Source organism: Acidianus manzaensis, assembly GCF_002116695.1.
GTDB classification, from domain to species: Archaea; Thermoproteota; Thermoprotei_A; order Sulfolobales; family Sulfolobaceae; genus Acidianus; species Acidianus manzaensis.
On sequence record NZ_CP020477.1, the window covers coordinates 1,709,589 to 1,730,541 of the forward strand.

General features: G+C 29.7%; 25 protein-coding genes. 13 read left to right on the forward strand and 12 right to left on the reverse strand.

The genetic code is table 11. The annotated features are described in order from the left end of the window. Positions 1-52: 52 nt before the first annotated feature. Entirely contained in the window at positions 53-1,264 is a 1,212-nt protein-coding gene (locus B6F84_RS08605) for a radical SAM/SPASM domain-containing protein (protein WP_148691861.1), read from the forward strand. Between the two features lie 5 nt (positions 1,265-1,269). On the opposite strand, the gene B6F84_RS08610 is transcribed toward B6F84_RS08605, so the two are convergent. Continuing rightward, positions 1,270-2,862 (reverse strand): sodium:solute symporter family protein, encoded by a 1,593-nt coding sequence (locus tag B6F84_RS08610; protein WP_148691862.1) that lies wholly within the window; start codon positions 2,860-2,862, stop codon positions 1,270-1,272. Then, entirely contained in the window at positions 2,859-3,059 is a 201-nt protein-coding gene (locus B6F84_RS08615) for a hypothetical protein (protein WP_148691863.1), read from the reverse strand. Before B6F84_RS08615 ends, B6F84_RS08610 begins: the two co-directional genes overlap by 4 nt. A 185-nt stretch (positions 3,060-3,244) precedes the next feature. Here B6F84_RS08615 and B6F84_RS08620 point away from each other — a divergent pair, with 185 nt between their 5' ends. Continuing rightward, entirely contained in the window at positions 3,245-3,832 is a 588-nt protein-coding gene (locus B6F84_RS08620) for a hypothetical protein (protein WP_148691864.1), read from the forward strand. Here the strand turns inward: B6F84_RS08620 and B6F84_RS08625 are convergent. The 5 genes from B6F84_RS08625 to B6F84_RS08645 all read right to left on the reverse strand — a co-directional run bounded on the left by B6F84_RS08625 (position 3,829) and on the right by B6F84_RS08645 (position 9,639). Next, entirely contained in the window at positions 3,829-4,797 is a 969-nt protein-coding gene (locus B6F84_RS08625; RefSeq protein ID WP_148691865.1) for a hypothetical protein, read from the reverse strand. The genes B6F84_RS08620 and B6F84_RS08625 overlap by 4 nt on opposite strands. 43 nt (positions 4,798-4,840) lie before the next feature. Continuing rightward, positions 4,841-5,401, reverse strand: a complete 561-nt coding sequence (locus B6F84_RS08630) for a DUF1404 domain-containing protein (RefSeq protein WP_148691866.1) — start codon at positions 5,399-5,401, stop codon at positions 4,841-4,843. 32 nt (positions 5,402-5,433) lie between these two features. Then, entirely contained in the window at positions 5,434-6,996 is a 1,563-nt protein-coding gene (locus tag B6F84_RS08635) for an APC family permease (RefSeq protein ID WP_148691867.1), read from the reverse strand. 197 nt (positions 6,997-7,193) lie between these two features. Further along, complete coding sequence (locus tag B6F84_RS08640) at positions 7,194-8,939, reverse strand: ATP-binding protein (protein ID WP_148691868.1); 1,746 nt, start codon at positions 8,937-8,939, stop codon at positions 7,194-7,196. Then, complete coding sequence (locus B6F84_RS08645; protein ID WP_148691869.1) at positions 8,920-9,639, reverse strand: DNA double-strand break repair nuclease NurA; 720 nt, start codon at positions 9,637-9,639, stop codon at positions 8,920-8,922. The genes B6F84_RS08640 and B6F84_RS08645 overlap by 20 nt, the downstream gene beginning before the upstream one ends. Here B6F84_RS08645 and B6F84_RS08650 point away from each other — a divergent pair. Beyond that, entirely contained in the window at positions 9,605-10,513 is a 909-nt protein-coding gene (locus B6F84_RS08650; RefSeq protein ID WP_187152662.1) for a thiamine-phosphate synthase family protein, read from the forward strand. The two genes, B6F84_RS08645 and B6F84_RS08650, sit on opposite strands and share 35 nt — an antisense overlap. Positions 10,514-10,868: 355 nt before the next feature. On the opposite strand, the gene B6F84_RS08655 is transcribed toward B6F84_RS08650, so the two are convergent. Further along, positions 10,869-13,307 carry an MMPL family transporter gene (locus tag B6F84_RS08655; RefSeq protein WP_148691871.1) on the reverse strand — a complete coding sequence of 813 codons (2,439 nt, stop codon included), beginning with the start codon at positions 13,305-13,307 and terminating at the stop codon, positions 10,869-10,871. Positions 13,308-13,401: 94 nt separating this feature from the next. On the opposite strand from B6F84_RS08655, the gene B6F84_RS13865 reads away from it, so the two are divergent. From B6F84_RS13865 to B6F84_RS08680, 7 genes are read left to right on the forward strand one after another with little or no spacing between them, the layout of a single operon-like run. Next, a complete protein-coding gene (locus B6F84_RS13865) occupies positions 13,402-13,560 on the forward strand; it encodes a hypothetical protein (RefSeq protein ID WP_187152663.1) in 159 nt (52 codons plus the stop codon). A 16-nt stretch (positions 13,561-13,576) separates the two neighbouring features. Next, a complete protein-coding gene (locus B6F84_RS08660) occupies positions 13,577-14,191 on the forward strand; it encodes a hypothetical protein (protein ID WP_148691872.1) in 615 nt (204 codons plus the stop codon). A gap of 37 nt (positions 14,192-14,228) precedes the next feature. Continuing rightward, entirely contained in the window at positions 14,229-14,885 is a 657-nt protein-coding gene (locus B6F84_RS08665) for a zinc metalloprotease (protein WP_148691873.1), read from the forward strand. Beyond that, positions 14,882-15,439, forward strand: a complete 558-nt coding sequence (locus B6F84_RS08670; RefSeq protein WP_236748926.1) for a rhomboid family intramembrane serine protease — start codon at positions 14,882-14,884, stop codon at positions 15,437-15,439. Before B6F84_RS08665 ends, B6F84_RS08670 begins: the two co-directional genes overlap by 4 nt. Then, on the forward strand, positions 15,436-15,597 hold the full coding sequence (locus B6F84_RS13870) for a hypothetical protein (RefSeq protein WP_187152664.1): 162 nt from the start codon (positions 15,436-15,438) through the stop codon (positions 15,595-15,597). Before B6F84_RS08670 ends, B6F84_RS13870 begins: the two co-directional genes overlap by 4 nt. Beyond that, on the forward strand, positions 15,594-16,151 hold the full coding sequence (locus tag B6F84_RS08675; RefSeq protein ID WP_148691875.1) for an adenylate kinase family protein: 558 nt from the start codon (positions 15,594-15,596) through the stop codon (positions 16,149-16,151). The genes B6F84_RS13870 and B6F84_RS08675 overlap by 4 nt, the downstream gene beginning before the upstream one ends. 3 nt (positions 16,152-16,154) lie before the next feature. Then, positions 16,155-17,042 carry an Mrp/NBP35 family ATP-binding protein gene (locus tag B6F84_RS08680; protein ID WP_148691876.1) on the forward strand — a complete coding sequence of 296 codons (888 nt, stop codon included), beginning with the start codon at positions 16,155-16,157 and terminating at the stop codon, positions 17,040-17,042. On the opposite strand, the gene B6F84_RS08685 is transcribed toward B6F84_RS08680, so the two are convergent. After that, positions 17,028-17,234, reverse strand: a complete 207-nt coding sequence (locus B6F84_RS08685) for a hypothetical protein (RefSeq protein WP_148691877.1) — start codon at positions 17,232-17,234, stop codon at positions 17,028-17,030. The two genes, B6F84_RS08680 and B6F84_RS08685, sit on opposite strands and share 15 nt — an antisense overlap. A gap of 97 nt (positions 17,235-17,331) precedes the next feature. Here B6F84_RS08685 and B6F84_RS08690 point away from each other — a divergent pair, with 97 nt between their 5' ends. Next, positions 17,332-17,679 (forward strand): helix-turn-helix domain-containing protein, encoded by a 348-nt coding sequence (locus B6F84_RS08690; protein WP_148691878.1) that lies wholly within the window; start codon positions 17,332-17,334, stop codon positions 17,677-17,679. Here the strand turns inward: B6F84_RS08690 and B6F84_RS08695 are convergent. Further along, a complete protein-coding gene (locus B6F84_RS08695) occupies positions 17,663-18,217 on the reverse strand; it encodes a LysE family translocator (protein ID WP_148691879.1) in 555 nt (184 codons plus the stop codon). The two genes, B6F84_RS08690 and B6F84_RS08695, sit on opposite strands and share 17 nt — an antisense overlap. A gap of 123 nt (positions 18,218-18,340) precedes the next feature. Here B6F84_RS08695 and cbp1 point away from each other — a divergent pair, with 123 nt between their 5' ends. After that, complete coding sequence (cbp1, locus tag B6F84_RS08700; protein WP_148691880.1) at positions 18,341-18,775, forward strand: CRISPR DNA repeat-binding protein Cbp1; 435 nt, start codon at positions 18,341-18,343, stop codon at positions 18,773-18,775. A gap of 2 nt (positions 18,776-18,777) precedes the next feature. Here the strand turns inward: cbp1 and B6F84_RS08705 are convergent, their stop codons facing one another. After that, complete coding sequence (locus tag B6F84_RS08705) at positions 18,778-19,926, reverse strand: tryptophan--tRNA ligase (RefSeq protein WP_148691881.1); 1,149 nt, start codon at positions 19,924-19,926, stop codon at positions 18,778-18,780. A 33-nt stretch (positions 19,927-19,959) separates the two neighbouring features. Next, entirely contained in the window at positions 19,960-20,604 is a 645-nt protein-coding gene (gene cdvB1/B2 / locus B6F84_RS08710) for a cell division protein CdvB1/B2 (RefSeq protein ID WP_148691882.1), read from the reverse strand. A gap of 69 nt (positions 20,605-20,673) precedes the next feature. On the opposite strand from cdvB1/B2, the gene B6F84_RS08715 reads away from it, so the two are divergent. Beyond that, positions 20,674-20,940 (forward strand): hypothetical protein, encoded by a 267-nt coding sequence (locus tag B6F84_RS08715; RefSeq protein WP_148691883.1) that lies wholly within the window; start codon positions 20,674-20,676, stop codon positions 20,938-20,940. The last annotated feature ends 13 nt before the right edge of the window (positions 20,941-20,953 follow it).

Genomic DNA, 20,953 nt, shown 5'->3' on the forward strand with positions numbered 1-20,953 from the left:
ACAGGTAGATGTAACTACTCTCCTTCTTGGGGACAATAAGGGTGGGAAGGAGATGAAACTATCTAAATTCAACGTTTTTCTTTACGATTATAATATTATTTTTAATACATTAACAGGTTATGCTATAAAAGTATCTAAAGAAGAAATGGAAAAGTTAGCTAATGGAGAAGTACCTGAAAACCTAAAAGAAATTATAGAAGAAGGTTTTGCAGATCAAGAATTTGATCCAGACAAACTAATTATGAAAAAAGAGTATCTAGAACCTACCCTAGTTTTAACATATGATTGTAACTTTGATTGCCCTTATTGTTTTCAAAAAGCATTTAAAAATAAATTAAGAGTAACGGATTCAGTAATTAAAGGATTTATAAATTATATAGATAAACATGTAAATAATAGAAAAATAAGAGTAACTTATTTTGGAGGAGAGCCATTACTCGAACTGGATAAAATCAAAACAATATCAAAAGAATTGTTATCTAGGTACGGAGATAAATACTCCTTTAGCATAGTCACTAATACTTCCCTATTATTCCCTAGAATATTAGACGAATTGAATTCTCTAGGATTAAGATATGTTCAAGTAACTTTAGATGGGCCAAAAGAAATTCATGACAAAAGACGATATTTTATAGGTGGAAAAGGTTCATATAATATTATTATAGATAATTTGAAGTATGCTCAAGATCATACTAATGTAGTATTAAGAATAAATATTGATTTTACTAACGCCAATTACATTAAAGATTTGCTTACAGATTTAAAAGAAAAGAAAATAACAAAAATAAGATTAGATCCTCATTTAGTGCACGATAACGTATTCAATGATAAGTATTGGAATAGAATAATGCCTAAAGAAAATGAAGGAAAAATACTGACAGAATTTTGGGAAACAGCTAAAGATCTTGGATTCGAGATACCTCAAGAAGTTTTTAGATTAGGAGTATGTGTTGCTCATATAGATGAAGATATAGTAGTAGATCCAATAGGAAATATATATCCATGCTGGGCTTTTACTGGAAATCCCCTTTATATAAAAGGCAAGCTAAAAGAAGATGGTACTATAGAATATCTTAATAGTAAATTATCATCTGTTGTAGCAAAAAATATATGGAAAGGGAAATGTGAAGATTGCCCATATTTACCAATGTGCTTAGGAGGATGCAGATTCTTTTCTGTATTGGATGGAAATGGATTTGACGGAATAAGTTGTAAGAAATCCAATTATGAAGAAATAGTAAAACTAATAAAATATTTCGTATAAAAAAATCATTTCGTATTTGCTTTTATTATCTCCTCTTTCTTTATTGCACTTTTAGGTTTCCATCCTAAACCATATGCTATAGCAGTTCCTACTAATGTTACTGCTAAATTAATTCCTAAAGCTATTAGAGCAATGAAAATAGGACCTAGTGGAGTAGTAAATAACGATGTTTTGAACACTCCAAAGTGATATTCTATGAAATTTACATAGTAAGTTATTCCTACACCAGATAATATACCAGCTGTCCATCCTGCAATTACTGAATTCTTTTCTAGTTTATCAGTATATAATGCTAAGAATATTGCTGGTAATGTTTGGGTTACTATTATACCTCCTAATAGCTGTAACTGTATAGCATAAGTCGAAGGAACTACAAATACGAATCCTAATGCAATAAATTTGAATAGTGTAGAGAACCATTTAGCTAATTTTGCTTCTGACATTGGAGGTAAATCTGGTTTAAATTCTTTTACTACATTCCTTACGAACAAGTTAGCAGATGCTATTGCCATTATGGATGCTGGAACTAACCCTCCTACAAAAATTGCTAAATACGCTATTCCGACAAACCAACTTGGCATAGTAGAAGCTATTAATGCGGGAACTACTAAAGCACCATTCCCAGTCTTAGCTATTACTCCTAATGCTGATGGAACAGCATAAACTAAGACCCCAAATAATGAGATAAATACTAATCCTATACCATATATTGGCAATAAAGACGTACTATAGACTAATTTCTTTTCGCTTTGAGAACTTAATGACCCATTGATAGCGTGAGGATATAAATATAATGCGAACGAACTACCTAATGCTAAGGAGAAATATGCTGGAATTAACTTACTTGGTAACGTTTCCATAGCAGGTGGTACCTTGCTTCCAGTTACTGAGGCTAAGTTGTATGCTGCAAAATTCGTAGCTAAATCATGGAAAGCAGCCGAGAAGCCCCCTATTTTTAATGGTACTACTATGATAACAGTTATAACGGTGATCCAAACTAGTATATCTTTAAATACTCCAGTTAGTGCTGCACCTCTTAAACCACTTACAAATGTAAAGGCTGCTAAAATTATGAAAGCTATAACTAGTGAGATCTCCGTAATTATTTTGCTAGATATTCCAAATCCTAATAATAATAAATCTAAAACTGCTTCCATTCCAACAATTTGTAATGCTATATAGGGCAATTCTGCTACAATTCCAGTTAAAGCTACTAAGATAGCTAATGTTTTGCTGTTAAATCTATCCTTTACAAAATCTGAAGCAGTTACATATCCTTTATTTCTTGAAACGTTCCATAATCTAGGCATTGTCAATAAAGCAACTCCAAATCCCCATGCAACGTATGGTACTGCGAAGAAGTATAGTGAACCACTAGCGAATATTCCAGCAGGTACTGCAATAAATGTATATGCTGTAAATAAATCTGCTCCTAACAAGAACCAAACGAACAATGTACCTAATCTTCTTCCTCCTAAGCTCCATTCGCTTAATTTATTTAGGTCTCCTTTTCTCCATCTAGATCCATAGAATCCTAAAAAAGCAAATATTCCAAATAGTATAATAAATATAGCTAATGTAATTGCATCTATATTCATTTTGAATCACCCCTAAATATATAACTTATTAGTAAATATAGTGCAGACGTTACAATTAATAATACAGTTTGTATCCAGTAAAACGCTGTTAATCCTAGGAATTCTGGTTCTACTGCATTAATTAGTGGATAAATCGAGTATATTACTATATCTACAACTAGAATTATAGCTAATCCAATATAGAATTTTCCGTCCATTGCATTTATAACAGACGGAGGTCTATTTTTAATACTTTTAATATAATAAAAATTATCTATGTATTGAAAATACCAAATAAACAAACAAATAATATTATGTTAGTTGAAAGATACGTAGTAAAGTTTAATTATATTTACTAAAATAAAGCAAAAGAATAATTAAGCAAAAACATGAAGTGTTTTATGTGGACCTAAAAATAGAAAAGCCAGAAGATTTATTTTTACCTCCATTGGGAGAAATTACATATTTATGTAATGGAGAAGTAACTGATACTAAATGTTCTTCTACCTCTATATATCGTGATGTTGATTATATTTCTATCACGCCTTCCGATGTAATATATTCAATTACATTATCTTCAATTATAAAAAATAAAACAAGAGGAAGAAAAAGAGAAAGATGGTTATCATATTTAAATAAATATAAGCTTATACTAGATCCAATAGAATTTTCAGCGATAATAAAATCTGGCTCTTTGCTTACTATTTATGTTGACGGTATTGATATTGATGAAAGATATGGTGACATAATAATAAAGGACTTTAGAATAGCAGGTAGTGGAAATTACGAGAATTCTTTAAATAAAATTATGGAAACTAACCCTAGGCTAATAACTATTAATAAAAAAGGATATTGGTTTCTTATAGATGCATATAAGGTAGACTATTTAGATTTAAATTTAAAGAGAATAGCAGAAGACTATATAGGATATAAAAGAATGGAATGTAAAGAAATCAGATTTCTTAAAGAGTCTAGAATTTGCTATACTTAAAAGTCTATTACTTTTATAGTCTCTTTATCTATTATTTTCTTACCTTCTTGAATATCTAGGCTAGAAGGTATTTTTTTATCTCCTACAAGAATTATTCTAGAATATTTTCCTTTAGCATCTTCAATAATTTTTGTAGTATCAGCAAAAAGGCTAGGTAACAATGAAATATCATAATATCTAGCTGACGTTAAAAGTCGCTTATAACTCTCATCATTTTGTATTGCATCCAATATTTTTCCATCTACATATTTCTCAACGAATATAGGTATTATTGCTGTTTCGGCTTTATTATTAGAAGAATATTTTCCTATAGCTGAATGAATTACATTAAATAGTCTTTGCATATAAGTCCTTCCTAATTCAATGTCATATGTTTTATCTTTATCATATTTTTCATGAAAACGTTGATTCAACCATAGATAAGCCTCTATTATTTCATCTTCTCTTTTAGATATATTATCAATAAATTTCACATCAAAATTGGATAAACATGTAACTGGAATATATCCTGCTAAAGCGGAATTAAGTATTACCGCATTTCCTTTTATATTTTGACAGATTTCGTTTACATCAAAGGAGTTGCCAGGTGATGATAAAGGTTCAGCTGAAATCCCTACTGTCATGCCTTCACTAGGATCCACATAAGAATAGAAAGTAAATCTATAATGATCATACATTATTATATTAGGGTACCATTGTTTATATGTTTCTGCATTTTTTCTTAGTTTTTCTACTTCACTTAATATCTTTTCAAATGCTTCGTGAGTATTCTTAAATTTTCCATCTAGTTTGCCATAAGGTATGAATATTGGCTCACCTAGTTTAGGGTAAAGATATCTAAATCCGTATGCATGAGCAACATCTGGTATAGAAGAATCTATGATAGTTTTTATTGCAACTTTCATCTCTTCTGGTAAATGATCTATGTGAAAAATCTTAGTTTCTTCTTTCTTAAAGAATGACATGATTTAGAAATGTTTTTGTGTTAATAAAAATCTAATCTATAACTCAAATTTTAAAGATAGATCTTAGCATTCTTGTTACAATATAAATAAATATAACAGTCATTATTCCAAACATAATTAAACCAGTATATAATTCTTCAGATACAGTAAATGGAGAAAATCTATATACTTGATTTGAATATGGTGGCCATCCCACTATAAGGATTACAGACAAAACGCTATCCCCCATCATCCACAATACGAAAAGAATAACTTTACTAGCATTATTTAGGCTCCATAAAGTAGAACCAGCTAATAATCCGCCAAAATATAAACTGAGGTCTTCCACTATTCTTATATCCAAATAAGCTCCACCAATATTAAAAAATAGAGGAATATGCCAAAATACTGGGATAATAATACCTGGAAGTAAGTAAAGTCTAGATCCTTTAAATGCTTCATAACCTAATATAAATCCTCCTATGTAGAGAACGTAATGCATTGACATATATAGCGCTTCATAGTTTGGCTCTAGAAGTTCAGTTATTGGATTAATTGCTATAAGCAAAAACGCAATAGGGATAACTAAGTTTTTCTTCGTAAGTTTATCTCTTAAAACTTGCATAAGTGAAATATACTACGTTAAAAAATAAATTTTTATTCAGGCGGAATTTCTTTAAAGGCTATATTTATATCTATTCCTTTCTTTTTATTTTTGTACCAAGAGATTAAGTATACTATTGCTCCCATAACAAGAACAGAAATTACGAAGATTTTTGTAATAGGAATATTGTCAACAGTACTATTAAATCCGAATATTGGATTAATCCCAGCTTCATAAGTTAAGAAAGCAAAATATAGAGCAGATATTATACCAGCTATGGATAAAATTGATATTTTGTTTCTAATTCCATAAAATGCACCAGCAATACTAACGATAAGGAAATATAAAGCACCTAAAATTGTTGCACCATATAATGATACCGCTGCTTCCGTTGAAAACACTGGAATCAATAATAACAATAACATTATGCCTAGATCTAATGCATGAGCAAACACTGGAGAGCCATATTTGTTTACAGTAGAAAACTTCTCTGGTAAAACTCTATCAAACGATAATGCGAAAACATATCTGGAGAATACTATGACACCATAAGATAAGACGTAAAAGTTCCAAATTATCGTTCCTAAACCTAAAATCCATTGAATTACAGGATTACTAGATAATGCTATAGCCACAGTCCAAAAGTTATAGATAAATGAACCATAGGCATAATAATTAAAATAATATCCTGCAGCTAAATCCATCTCAAAAAATCCTAAAGTTACTATTAATCCTGTAATAATTAAAGCCAATAAGAGATTTAGTTTGATAACTTTTTGTTGTTGCTTAAATTCTGCAGATACTGCTGGTCCTGCTTGCATCCAAGGATAAGTATAAAGCGCAAATAAAGGAAGTAAAAATAACGTGTAACTCCAATTCACTGAAGGTATGACAGAATATTTTACTGGTGGAATTGATATATTGAAATCTGATATAAATGGTGCTATGCTAGAAGAGAAATTGTGAATATTAATTGCTATTAATATCATGGCTAAAATTAATGAGAAAAATGAGAAAAACCCTAGAGCAGTAACTATAGTATAACCCCATCTAGCTTTGAATATATTTATTAAAATAACAATAATAAAGAATGCTGCTGATATACCATAAAATATTATTTTTTGGCTAAGATCTAAAACACCGTAAGGATTTACGAAAATGTTTTGAGCTAAACTAATTAATCCTGCCGAATGATCTAGATTTCCTATTGTACATAATACTGCATTAATAGAACTTCCAGAAAAGAAAGCTACTAGTGCAAAATATGCTACTGATTCTATCATAAGAGATAAAGCCATTACTGCTCCAATAGGTCCATTTAAACTTCTAGATATCCATACATAATCTCCACCAGTTCTAGAAATTCTTCTATTCATGATAGTATATAGAATAAGTTGAGGAATAGCAAAAATAAATCCTAGAATAGAAGCTAACCATAAAACTCCTCCAGGTCCACCAATAGTAGGATTATTAGCTGAATTAACATACGGAGAGATAGACTCAAATAGAGCTATTCCAGCTGACATATTTCCAAGGTTAAGCATTATAGCATCAAGAAGATTTACTTGCTTTAATAATCCAGAACTCTCTCTAACGAAAATTGATTTATTTGACATGACATTTTTGTCTCTCTTTATCAGTATAAAAGATTTACTAGTTAAAGTAAAATATTAACAACATGCATCTGTGCAAATTTACATGGTTAAATAAAATACTTTCAGATTTAGGTAATATTTAGGGTTTAAACTAAAATAATCAATAAGAAAAGTTAATAAAGACGATAAAACTACATAAATAAAAATGATGACTACGCTCAACCGATAGATGAAGACGATCTTGAGTTCTGAAAAGATTCCTTTAGCTCATTAAAATTATTTGGTGCAGTAAAGAACACTGGAACATCATGTGATAATGCAGCTTTAAAACTAATTAATAACCATTGACCTACTTCTAAATCTAATGTTCTATCCATTAAAGCATCACTAATGCCAAAAGTTTCAGATATTAATTGCCTATCGTAAGGTCTAGGTAATGTGCTAATAAAATAAGTATGAAGCTGTTGTAAAACGTTAGTATTTAAATAAGCTAATCTTTGAGTACTTATTAGTCCATGAAGATGATACTTCCTTCCATGTCTTAATAATTTTTCTACAGCATTACTAGATAATTCACTATAATCCTTTTGTCTAGTATCAAATGGAATAAATTCTTGTGCTTCGTCTAATACAAATAATATGGGGGTTGTCGAATAAGATCTTTTTCTTCTAGCCATTATTGTATTTATTAATTGCGCTACTATAGATCTCGCTTCTTCCATATTTGACAATTCTAAAATGAATAGTTTAGGAGAATTTTGATCATTATCCATTATTTCTATTGCCAATTTCTCTATGTCGTATTCTTCTCCTTCCTTTACTTCTGATGATAAATATACTTTTAAAGAATTCAAGAAAGCAAAAATTGACGCATTTTCTTTCAAACCACTACTTTTTCCTAGCTCTTCAATTTCCTCTAATGCAGGATTTAAAGTGTTATCAGCTATATCTTCTTTACTTAATTTGTTTTCTCTCATTATTTCATCAATTTTTTTAAGAAGTAATCCAAATAGTGGTTTTTGAGCAAAAGCAGTATATTTATCATTTATTTGCGCTCTAACCATATCTATAATTTCTCCGTAAGTAAGGTAAGTAGATCCTTCTGGAGGGACATATAGTTGCTTCATTTTTCCCTGATTGTAGATTTCAGAAGAAATTTTCATTATTTCGTCTTTCAAATCTAAAAGTTCTTCTGGAATTACATGAGTTCTTATAAATCTTCTTCCTGCATCAATACTATTTATAGGTAGTCTTTCTGTAGTTATAAGCCTTGAGTTTTCATTTAGTAATAGATCTAAAAGTAAAATACCATATTCCAAAGAAATATCAAATACTACAACTTTTACATTTTTCTTTAGTATTCTTCTTATAAGAGTCGAAGTTAAATTAGATTTTCCAGATCCAGTGAATGCAAAAACGCCTATATGATAATTTATAGCCTTATCAAGATTTATTCGTAAGTCAGCATTCTCTCCAATTATTGTACCTATTTTTTCTCCATTCTTCTCACATACAAAATTCTCATAAAGACTTTTAGAAAAAATATACACTGTACTACCTGGTATTGGTGGAGAATATCCCTTATAAAATTCTATATTATTATTAAATTTCAATAAGTACCCTATTGGATATGCATATACATCTAGCCAAGATTCATCATCGCTCTTTCCCCAGCTTTCCTCTACTTTTTTCATTACTTCATCTCTTATTTCTCTAGGTATAGAATTATCTAGATTTATCATTCCATAATGAACTGGAAGAATATCAGTAACTTCAAGAATTAAATAGTCATTATTAATTGCTTTTACTGCAAGCAGTTTTCCTGCTGATAAATTGGAATTAACTGGAAATTCTATTATAAAACTCCTGAAGCTTACTGATCCTCTACCATCAGCAGTTTGTCTAGAATATACTTTTAACTCTCTTAATTTTCCTATAGTTTGCTCAAAAAGACCTTCTTCCATTTTCAACAATCCTTCTGAAATTCCTATATCTAGATAACTTCTTATTAGCTATAAAGTCAAGAGCTTTTACATTTTGATTTCGGTAATACTTGGCTAGCTTATCTGCTAAAAATAATGGATAATTATATCCTAATGCTTCTGGTATAGGCTCAAAAGCCAATCTATATAAGATGTTAAATACGTAATTTAGATCATCGAGATTAGTTTGATACATAAATATCCAATTAAAAAATCTAAAATAACCAATAGTAATACAGTCTTCCTTACTTTCTATCGTAAGCCATGGAGAATCTAACGTTACATTAATTTTACTACGATCAAAGTCTTTGACTATTCCAATTACCTTAGCTGGAATATTAAATCCTAAACTCCTATCCATTGATAATTTTCTATCCATAAAAATCAAATCTACATTATTTATTTCATTTGCTAGCTTATACTCCATTTTTCTCATTAATTCTTCTCCATTTATATTTTCTTCGATATCTTCTGATATTAAGCTTTCCTCGTAAGATATTGATTTATCACTAATCCTTAAGAATACAGCACCAGCTATAACATATGATAATTTAGAATTTTCGTAATTTACTTCATGTAAACTTCCGTCTATAGCAGCCACTCTGATATTAAAAGCGCATTTATTTATGTCATTTAATGTAATAATCGTGCTTGACACTCCTCTATCACTAATAACAGACATTTTACTACCTAATATTAGAGCTTTAGAAGCTAAAAGACTTAGAAATCTAGGTTTAAGTCAAAGTAAGATAGCTACAACTATCGGTGTTACACAGCCAGCAATAAAGCAATATTTGGATATTCAAGAAAGATTTTACCTAGAAAAATTACACGAATTAGGCCTAACAGATGAAGAAATAAATTATCTTTTAGACATGTTAACGGAAATATTATTGGCAAATAATATAAAAAATTCCATGCAATTCGTTACAACTTTTGGTTTATCTAATTTAAGTAAATTAAAATTCTGTAATTTTCATAGATCACAAGATCCAAGAATTCCACAGGACTGCAGAATATGTGAAACAATATATAGACAAGACGAAGAAGAAGAACTAAATTTATCATTAACTATGATACAAAATTCATTAATCTCTCCTTTGATTCCAGAAGTCTTAAGTAATATAGCATATGCTAAGAAAAATCCGAAAAACATAGAAGACGTAATTGCAGTAGCAGGTAGAATTACTAAAATTAGAGATATACCAACGCCAGCATCTAAGCCAATGTGGGGAGCTAGCAAACATTTAGGTAGAATACTCATAGGGATAAATAAGAAATCACCAGAGATAAGATCAGTGATGAACATAAAATACGATGAAAAAGTTCAGAAATCATTAGATAAATTAAAAATGAAGTATAAAATAACTGGACCTACAGATTATGCAGACGACGAAACAATAGAAAACTTAGTAATAGCAAATTATTCAGATAATATTGATGCCATAGTTCATCTAGGAGGAAAAGGAGTAGAACCAATAACGTACATTTTTGGTAAAGATCCTTTAGATGTAGCTAAAAAGATAATAATGATAGGTAAATTATATAACGAATAGAGTAAAAATTTCATTAATTTAACATTAATGGGGGTTAAGGGGCGGAAGTCTCCATCCGTAAGCTTAAAGCTCCAGGTTGAGTTCGGCCTCACCCTGATCGGGTTTGTATAAGTCAAACCCGACTAATATGTTTTATATGAGGTTGGGGATGAATAGCCTTATAGAAAAAGTTTTTGTATCAACTAAACGAGAATTCATTTGGTTCTACTGGGCTGAAAGAGCTGGCTGATGAGGGATGGGACTGCCTGTGGAGGGGATACCTCTACTATACGCTTGTGCATATAATAAGTTTCCTTAAAGAAGCAGGAAATCCTCATCGCTAGGTGGGGATGCTCCGTCATAAGGGCGGAGTAGTTCACGTAGAAGTCTTTGATTCTCTGGCAGGCCACCAATTGTACTGTTTAAGTATTGACATTATTGCAGGAACAAATATAGGCCTAACAATAAAAGTATCGAATAGAATTGAAAAACCAACAGAAAAGCCAATTTCTTCCAAAAATCTCATGTTTGCCGACATTAAAGAGAAAAATGCGCCGGAAAGAATTAATCCAGCAGCAGTTACAACTAAACCAGTATTAATTACGCCCTTCAATATTCTTTCATTTTCATCTTTTTCTTTTTCTTCTTTTATTCTTAAAATTATAAACATATCATAATCTATTCCTAAACTAAATAGTAATGCAAATACTATAAGAGGTGATAGCCAATATACACTCTTGAATACTAAAAACATAACAGCTACACCTACTATTGAGCTAACAAGTAATGTAGCTGATAGTCTTAACGGCACTATTACAGATTTAAGTATAATTGAAATATAAATTATAATAAAGATTATAGTTAATGGCAAAGTGAAAGAATAATAAGTACTTACAGTATTATCTACAATATCAATTCTGTTAGCATTACTGCCCCCTACCATAAAGCCTTCATTTATTAGTTCTTTTGTTAAATTTATGGCATTATTGCTAAATACAGGATATGGAATATACACGTATATTACTGAATAATTATGATTATAATACAAATTAGTTAAATATGAAGGAGTAGCAGATGCATCAACGCCATAAGATGCAGGACCATAAACTAAACCTCCTTTTTCTATAATCATCTTACTTACATTATAAATTGTTGCATAAGATGAATTAGGATTTCCTTTTATTATTATATAATCTATACTATAATTAAACATGTTTGACAAAATATTTTCTCCTTTTACTGTTTCTGAATTAGATGGTACTATTTCATAGATAGCTACGTTAGTATTATGAGTAAGAAATACTCCAAGCGAAATTATCGCAAGAATAGCCATTATTGTTACAATAATATATTTATGCTTTATTGAAAAACTTGAAACAATCTTAAGATATTTTTGCCTAGCATCAATTGGATTTGGTACTTCCTTCTTTGGAAAACTTAAATATTTATCAGGAATTTTGCTTAGAGCAGTGTAATTAAATAATGTTGCTGGAATTAAAGCAGATAAAGAAGCTATAATTAATGCTTCTCCTATATTCCTTAACAGAGGAGAAGGACTTAATAAAAAAGAAGAAAATCCTAAAGCAATACTTAATCCACTAAAAATTGCTCCTCTACCAGCAGTTCTAAACGCTTTCTTAAGCGGGTTAGAATCATTTTTCTTTAATTCCTCAAAATACCTATACATGAATAGTATTGAATAATCTATAGTAATTCCAAATACAATTGGTGGAATTACTAATCCAGAAATATAGTATATTTGATACCCAAAAATAGTACTAGTATAAAGAAATCCATATGCTATCTCAATACCTAATAATGCACTAAATATTAAGAGAATTATAGGTAATAAAGATCTAAGCAGAACTATTAAAAGAATTCCAACTAGAATAAACGTAACGATGTCAATTGTTTTTAGATTTTCACTAGTATAATAGGCAGATTGAGCATAAATAGGAAAATGACCTGTAACAATTCCATGAGTATGCTGAATAAAATTTTCTACATTAGTTAAGCTCTCATTATCAGGAACTGTTATTATAAATAACCAAGTATCATTTTTATGAAAGTTATCTAAAGATATAGGAGGAGGCGGAGCTTCATTTTCTATTTCCTGCAAAACAAAACCTTTCGGATTAGCTAAAGCTTCTTCAGGAATATTTACTCCTTTAATTTTATAAATTAAATATGAATAATTATTGAAATTTTCTAATGTATATCTAATTAATGTAACATTTGTAAAATTATTTCGTGAGAAAAGAAAGATAAACGGATCATGAAAAGTATAATAACCAGCTAACTGCGGGGAATGAGTTTTATTAAGATATTCCTTGTAAACATTAACATAACTAGAATTTGTAGCATTTCCACCATAGGTAACATTTAATTGATATTCAAAGCACGTTATATTATTTAGTAATTCTAATCTTTCTCTCGTAAGATTATTGTATAATTCTAAGTATGGTTCTAGAATATTAAGTCCTTTTGATATTAAAGGAGATATAGCATTTAAATAACTTTCATTTATCTGTTTAATATAGGAATAAGGTGTAATTATATTATAATTTTTTAGGTATTTAGAAGAATTCTCTATTTCATGAAGAGAATAATTATAACTTCCATTAATAAGAACAAAAATTTCTGATTCTTTCGTATAATTAAAATATTCTTTTAAAATATTTTCAACTTTAACGCTTTGATACTGAGTATTAAGAAAAGGAGCATCACTATATACGAAATGATTTTGAATACTTAATGCTATAGGGGATAATAAAATAGCAATGATAATCCAAGGTAAAAGTAATACTAACTTCATATACTTGTATTATACTTACTCTCAATAAAATCGTTTAGGAAATACCGATTTAAAGAATGGAACCTATTTATTTAAGTTATGAGGAAATTTATTCATGCGCTCTCTTGACGATGCATTAAAAATGTTAGAAGAAGTAGAAAAAATAATATCAGAGTATAATCCTAAATCAGATGACAAGGAAATTTTAAATAAATTATTAACAAAAAATATGAAAATTGAAGCAGAAGCATATGCAAAGTATATAAGGATATAAATATAATTTATTTTTTGTGCTATTCGAAATATCTTTAGATATAATAACACCAAATAATAAGAGAATATTAACTGAATCAGGGCATATAGCATCAATATCTACAGCCTTAACTAAAGAATTAGAAAATTTGAAGATAAATCCTAAAACATTCGCCGAAATAGCTTTAAATTTTATAGAAGAAAATACAAAATTTTTCTCCACTTATATACATTCTCTACCAATAAAACAAGGATGCAGATACTATTCAAGAATAATAGACTTTTGGATAAATTATGGATCCCAGTCCAGACACCTATTTTTACTTTTAATAAATTACGATGAGATAAGCGAAGTTCTAATTCTTGATCCCCAAATATTCGAAATGGCAACAGATAAACTACTAAACTACGCTTCATCTAAAGACTGTATGGAAGTATCAATGCCATATCCTTATAAATTTGTTGTATTTGAAACTTTTAATACATTTAAGAAAAAATTTGGAATAGAATTTGAAGGTATAATAGGTAATAATGAAAAATACTTAGTAGCTATGGATAAAACTTCAAAGGCATTAATTTGGAAGATAGAATCAACTAAATTAGATTATTTAAAAAATTTTCAATCTGACAAATATATCTACCAAATTAGCTAGAAATTTATATTACAACTCTATAAATACTTTGATAACATTGAGTCTTATACAAGAACTAGAATACAAATTTCAGAATCTAAATGAAGTCTTAGCTTTTGTATTAGCAATTTTTTCCATAGCCGTATTAGCAGTAAATAGAGTAATTTACTATGGACTTATAGAAGGTCAAGCTATAACACCTATTTTTCTTACTATTTATGTGGGTTTTCCTATAATAGCGGCTACAGTTGCAATAGTACCTCATGAATTAGCGCATAGACAAGTGGCAAGAAGATACGGATGTTTATCAAGGTTTACTCTTAGTTTTACTGGATTCTTAGCTACTACATTAATTAATTTGATAGCTTTCTTTGGCTTAGTATTCTTCTCTGGATATACTTTAATCTCATGTGTATTTTCCATGAGAGATAGAAAATTAGATGGAATAACTGCAGCAGCAGGACCAATAACAAACATAGGAATATCCATTTTATCATATATTATAGCTGCTAGCATACCAGCGACTTCTACTTCCATCTTACTCTTAAATTACTTGTTCTTCTATATTTCGGAATTTAACGCCGTAGTTGCATTCTTCAATCTCTTACCATTCTGGGTTTTAGATGGATTAAAAGTATTTAGATGGAACATAGCAGTATGGGGAGTACTCATAGCTATATCGTTAGTATTAATGTTTTTGACTGGGGAACTATGAAGCAGACTTTCGTCCTAATGATATTAGTATTAATAGGATATATTATAGGTTTAATTACTTCAATGTATTGTTTTTCATGTTTTATTTATTTGATTCAAGTAAATTATTTGGTATTTAGAGGGGATTATTTATCACTTATTACATCAATTTTAGTGACTAATAGCTATATTGATTTCTTCTTCAACTTTCTCTCTCTACTAGTTATTTACTATCTTTTTGGATCAAAAGCAGGAAGATTGGAGTATTTAATTTTCTTCTTTTCTGGAATAATAGGTAACATTTTTAGTTTATTTCTATTTCCTCCCCTTACTGCTTCGGCTGGTGCATCAGGAGGAATATTTGGAATATTAGCTTTCTATTTAACCATAGATATGTTAGAAAAAGGAAAATTTGATAAATATGGTTTCGCTATACTTTTAATGGTATTTGTATTTAGTGACATATTACCAGACGTAGACTATTTTGCTCATGTTGGAGGTATACTAGGAGGAGTAATATTAGCTTTTACAGTCTCATACTTTAATAAGAAAAAAGGCATAAGTTATAATTTATGATTATAATCGAAGAAATTCTTATTATAATTGGTTTAATTATGATGCCTTACGGTTTGTATGAAGTCGCTAAAGGTGACACAACCAAAGACGTAAAAATAATTTTAATCACAATATCAATAGGATTATATATTGCTGAGCTATTATTAGTAGGATTGTGAAAATAGTAATTACTGGTACTCCTGGAGTAGGCAAAACTACTATTTCCAAATTTCTTTCATCAAAATTGTCGTATGAATATTTCCAAGTTTCATCTTTTATTATTCAAAATAAATTATATTCATCTTTCGATCCGCTTAGGCAAACTTACAATATAGATGATGAAAAGGTAGCAGAAAAAATAAATGAATATTTAAAAAATAAGGATAACATAGTTGTAGAGACTATATATCCTTCTTTAATAGATTACGCAGATAAAGTTATAGTACTAAGAAGATATCCTTTAGATTTATATGAAGAATTAAAAAATAGAGGATGGAACAACATAAAAATTGCAGAAAACGTAGAATCAGAAATTCTAGGAGTAACATTACAAGAAGCAATAGATTGGTTTAAGAATCCTTGTCAAATAAACGTTACTAGAAAAACAATAGAAGAAATATCAAATAAAATAATTAATAACGAATGTGAAGAGATAGATTGGCTTTCAGATAATAATGTTCAAGATCTTCTTTTTAAATTAGATAAGGTTATTAGTTCTATTGAGAATAACTAAATAATGTCTAATAATCCTTTCAGAATTCAACCACCACAAAGACAACCTAGAGATTTAAGAAAAACCCAACAACAGCAACAACTTCCTGCAGTAGATCTAAAAATTCAGATGAGAATGAAAAATGTAAAATATAAAATACCAGTCCTAAGCGGAAAAGGAGGAGTAGGAAAATCATTTGTTTCCTCTAATTTAGCTATGGCTTTAGCTTCATCAGGAAAAACCGTAGGAATAATAGATGTAGATTTTCACGGTCCTTCAGTTCCTAAGATGTTAGGAGTTAGAGGTCAAGTACTAACAGCAGACGATGATGGAATAAACCCAGTTAATGGTCCATTTGGAATAAAAGTAGTTTCCATAGATTTCCTGTTACCTAAAGATGATACTCCAGTAGTTTGGAGAGGAGCAATAAAACATACTGCTATAAAACAATTTTTAGGAGACGTAAAATGGGGAAACCTAGATTATCTAATAATTGATATGCCACCAGGCACAGGAGACGAAGCACTGTCAGTAGCCCAATTAGTTCCAAATATTTCTGGATTCGTAATAGTTACTATACCTTCTGAAGTTTCTACTTTAGCAGTTAAAAAATCTATAAATTTTGCTAAAACAATAAATACTAAAATTCTAGGTGTAATAGAGAACATGAGTTACTTCGTTTGCCCAGCTGATAATAAACCATATTACATTTTTGGTGAAGGAAAAGGCAAGAAAATGGCAGAAGAAATGGGAGTTGACTTATTAGGTCAAATACCAATTGAGCCAAAAATAGCAGAATCTAATGATTTAGGAGAACCTTTCTTTCTAAAATATGTAGATTCACCTGCATCAAAAGAATTCATAAATATAGCAGAAAAAGTTATGAAATTAATGGAATCAAACGGAAAATAAAAATTTCTTTTTTGTATAATCTGGTATTTTTTTGATCTTACCTTCTCTTACCATTTCCGCAAGTACTTCTCTAAATTGCATAGGCGTAAACTCAACGTTTCTTTCTAATAATTCCATCCTTATTTCTTCTGAAGTCTTACCACCAGAACTAACAATTTCAAGGATTTTCTTCTTTAATTCGGTATTATCCATGATATTAGTTTAACTTTACTTTTATAAAAAATTAGGTGTGATAATACATAAAACTTTAAAAAGAATAAAAACTTTAAGTTAATATGGTGAAACTAAAGTGAGTATCGAAATTAGTGAAAAAAGCGTATTATTGAGAAGATTCTTAATGGTTGCTTACGGTCTATCAGAAGCTGATGTTGATGCATTTATGAAAATAGTAAACAGCAGTGAAGGAAAAGATGTAGACGCAATATCTGCAGACTTAGGAATAAGTAAGAGTAGAGCAAGTTTAATTTTGAAAAAACTTGCTGATGCAGGATTAATAGAAAAACAGAAAAACAGCGGAAGCAAAGGAGGAAGACCAAAATTCATGTATTATGTAGATAAAAAAGAAGTAATAGACAAAATGCAAAAGAAAGCCCAAGAAGTATGTAAAGACTTATCAAGTATCATACAAGGACTCTAAAACCATCTATTAACATATATATTCCAAATCCAACTAGCACTATAATGGAAAATATTTTTATATAATTAGCATATCTATTTCCAATTTTATTAATTACTAGAGGAAAAGACACTATCCAAATAATTATACCTCCAAAAAAAGACGGTATTATGGCAATATTAAATTCATTAACCATAAACAATCCTACAGTAAGCCACCAAGTTATTTGATATGGATTAGAAATACCCATGAGCAACCCAGTTAAATAATTCCCCTTTTTTGATCTATTACTAGGCTTAGATTTAGTTATCGAATATGCTAGATATATCATTAGTAATCCGCCAAAAATATAAAACCAATGAACAACAAAGTAAGGAATAATATTTCTCAAGAAGTAAGTTATCAAGAAAAATATGAAATCCGCAGTCATTGCTCCTAATCCTACAGCACTTCCATGCAATTTAGAGATCAATGCCTCATTTGCTATTATCGCATTAACTGGACCAGGAGGAGCAGCCATCGATAATCCAATAAAAATACCTACAATCTCTACTAACATCGAATAATCTAAATATTTGAAGAGAATTTATTTTTATTGTTTAGATTACGCCTTATTTCTTTACATAGGAAACTCGTTCAGAATCTGGAAAAAATTTAAAAGTAAATTAGTCTTTCAAATCATATGCAGAGTGACGAATTAAAAGAAGAAATAAAAAGCCTATATGAACAAGGAAAAACAATCAGACAAATAGCTAGTGAAAAAGGAATGAGTTATTCAAAAGTAAGAAGAATATTATTAAATTCAGGTATACAATTTAGAGGAAGATTATCTACAGAGATAGTAAATAAAGTTATAGAGCTAGCTAAAGAAGGAAATAGTGCAAATAAAATTAGTAAGATGCTAGATATAAATTCCAATACTATCTTAAGAATTTTAAAGAAAAACAACTTAGCTTCTAGAAAAAGAAAATTAACAACAGAAGATATAGAAAAAATCAAAGACATGTACTTAAAGGGCGAGTCAATCTATAGGATAGCTAAAGATCTAAAAATTTCAACAAACTTAGTTGTATATCATCTTAAAAAAATGAATATATATAAACCTAAATCTTATTGACATCACTCATGAATCTTATTCCACATCTCTCTAGCTAACTTTCCATCATACTTGAACATATTAACTAAATCCTTAGCCTCCTCTCTTTTTTGCCTATGATTCTCTAGGAAATTATTAAGCTTCTCTACTAAAATTTGCTTTAATTCTCCAGTCAAAAGTTTACCACTCCTATAATCCTCTTCAATTTTCTTTATCTTTGCATCGTCATCTTCAAAAATCATGTATAGCCATTGAAAAGATACGTCAATATCCGGATTTCCTCCGTACTTTCTGTGAAGTTCTATCGTAGGTTGCCCACCGGAAAATGCATATTTCATGATTTTTCTTTCTACAGTTTTAGGATCATCAGTAAGATATATTGCGCTTTCTGGAATTGACGAACTCATTTTTCCCTCAGGTCCAGTTAGAGGAGGAACAAATTTACTATGTATTTGAGCTGCTTTATAATAGCCCAAACTTTCAGCTATATCCCTTTGTAATCTCCAATATGGATCTTGATCTATCCCAGCAGGAATTAAACATCTTTTTTTCTCAAACATTGTAGGAACTATTTGTAAAGCTGGATAGAATATTATACCTATATTAGAAGAATTATCCAAACCAAAAGTTGCTTTAACTTCAGAAAAAGTCAATTTTTTAGCTATTTTAGTAGCTAAAGGATACATATTTCTTATATACTCAGTATCTTGAAAGATAAATGTTCTATCTGGATCAAAACCTACTGCTATAATATCTAAGATATTATCGTAAGCGTACTGCCTAGTCTGGTCTAGAGTTAAATCAATGTTTCTCATAAATTTCTCGTCATCAGTTATTTCAATATATAAATTGACTTTGAACTTTTCCTGTAACCATTTTGTAAAAATGAAAGGCAATAGATGTCCAACATGCATTCCTAAAGATGGAGCTCTACCAGTATAAAGGAAAAATCCTTTCCCACTTTCATAATCGTTTAAAATCTTATCAAAATCTCTATGTGAGAAAAATACGTCTCTCCTTAACATTAAATGTAAATCTTCACCAACTAGCTTCTTTACCCTCTCTTTTATTTCAGGAGTTATTTTTTGTGTTCCAAACTGCACAATAAGCTTATCATAATCTACTTTTCCCTTTACTTCCCAGGGAGTTACAGAGAAATTTGAGTCAGACACAATCAAAATTTTAAAGGAAAAGAAAAAATAAACTTATGCCTTTTGGTTAATAGCAGCTGATGATAAAGGTAAGTCTGGGAATTTCTCTTTCATTTTCTGTTCAGCCACAGCAGATGCTTCTTCTAAGATCTTTCTGGCTTCTCCGCTAGGAGCTGCAGAGTATGAATATGCACCAGTAAAGTCTCCTGCCTCTACTACTACTTCTTGTAATCCCTCACCTAATTCTCCTATCTCAATGGACAATTCTGGCATTACTCCTCTCAAAGTAGATTTCAATTCATTTATTACGCCAACTACTGGAACCAAATTTACAAAGACATCTCCTAATTCACTAACAGTCTCTAATCTTAATTCTACTTGCTCTAATGCAATCTGTGTAGTTAATAATTGTTTACTTATTTTTCTTATCTCAGCTACTTCATTAGCATACATAGCAGCTCTTGCAGGATCTTTACTCATTTGAGCTTCTACTACCCTTTCAAATAATAATCTATCTCTCTCCTGTAATCTGCCTATATAAGCATCTAATCTACTTACCATAGCGCTTATTTGATAGTGAGCATGGACGATCTTATACTTTAATGGTTCTTTACTTTTGAAAGCGCCTTTTATTCCATTGAATAAATTCTTATCTGATTGATTTCCATCCCAATATTTTTGGAAGTCTTTTCCAAGCATCCTAATATAATAGTTGATTGTTAATACCTTATAAAGGAGATAACACAATATCAACATAAGTGACAAGTATTGTCTTATACAGCTATTGATGATCCAGATGTAGATATTATAAGCACTAAGAAGTATTTAAAAGTCTTTGTAGACCTAAGAGGAAAAGACTTGCAAGTCGATAAACTACTTCTTAGAGCAGACAATTTACATATTTACATTTATGATCCTATTAGTAATATGATAATAAAGATAATTAATTTACCAGAAATAGTAGAGCCATTAAGTTTAACCATAAACCAAAGAAACGATACAATAACATTAACAGTAAAGAAAATAAACTACTAGCATAAACATTATA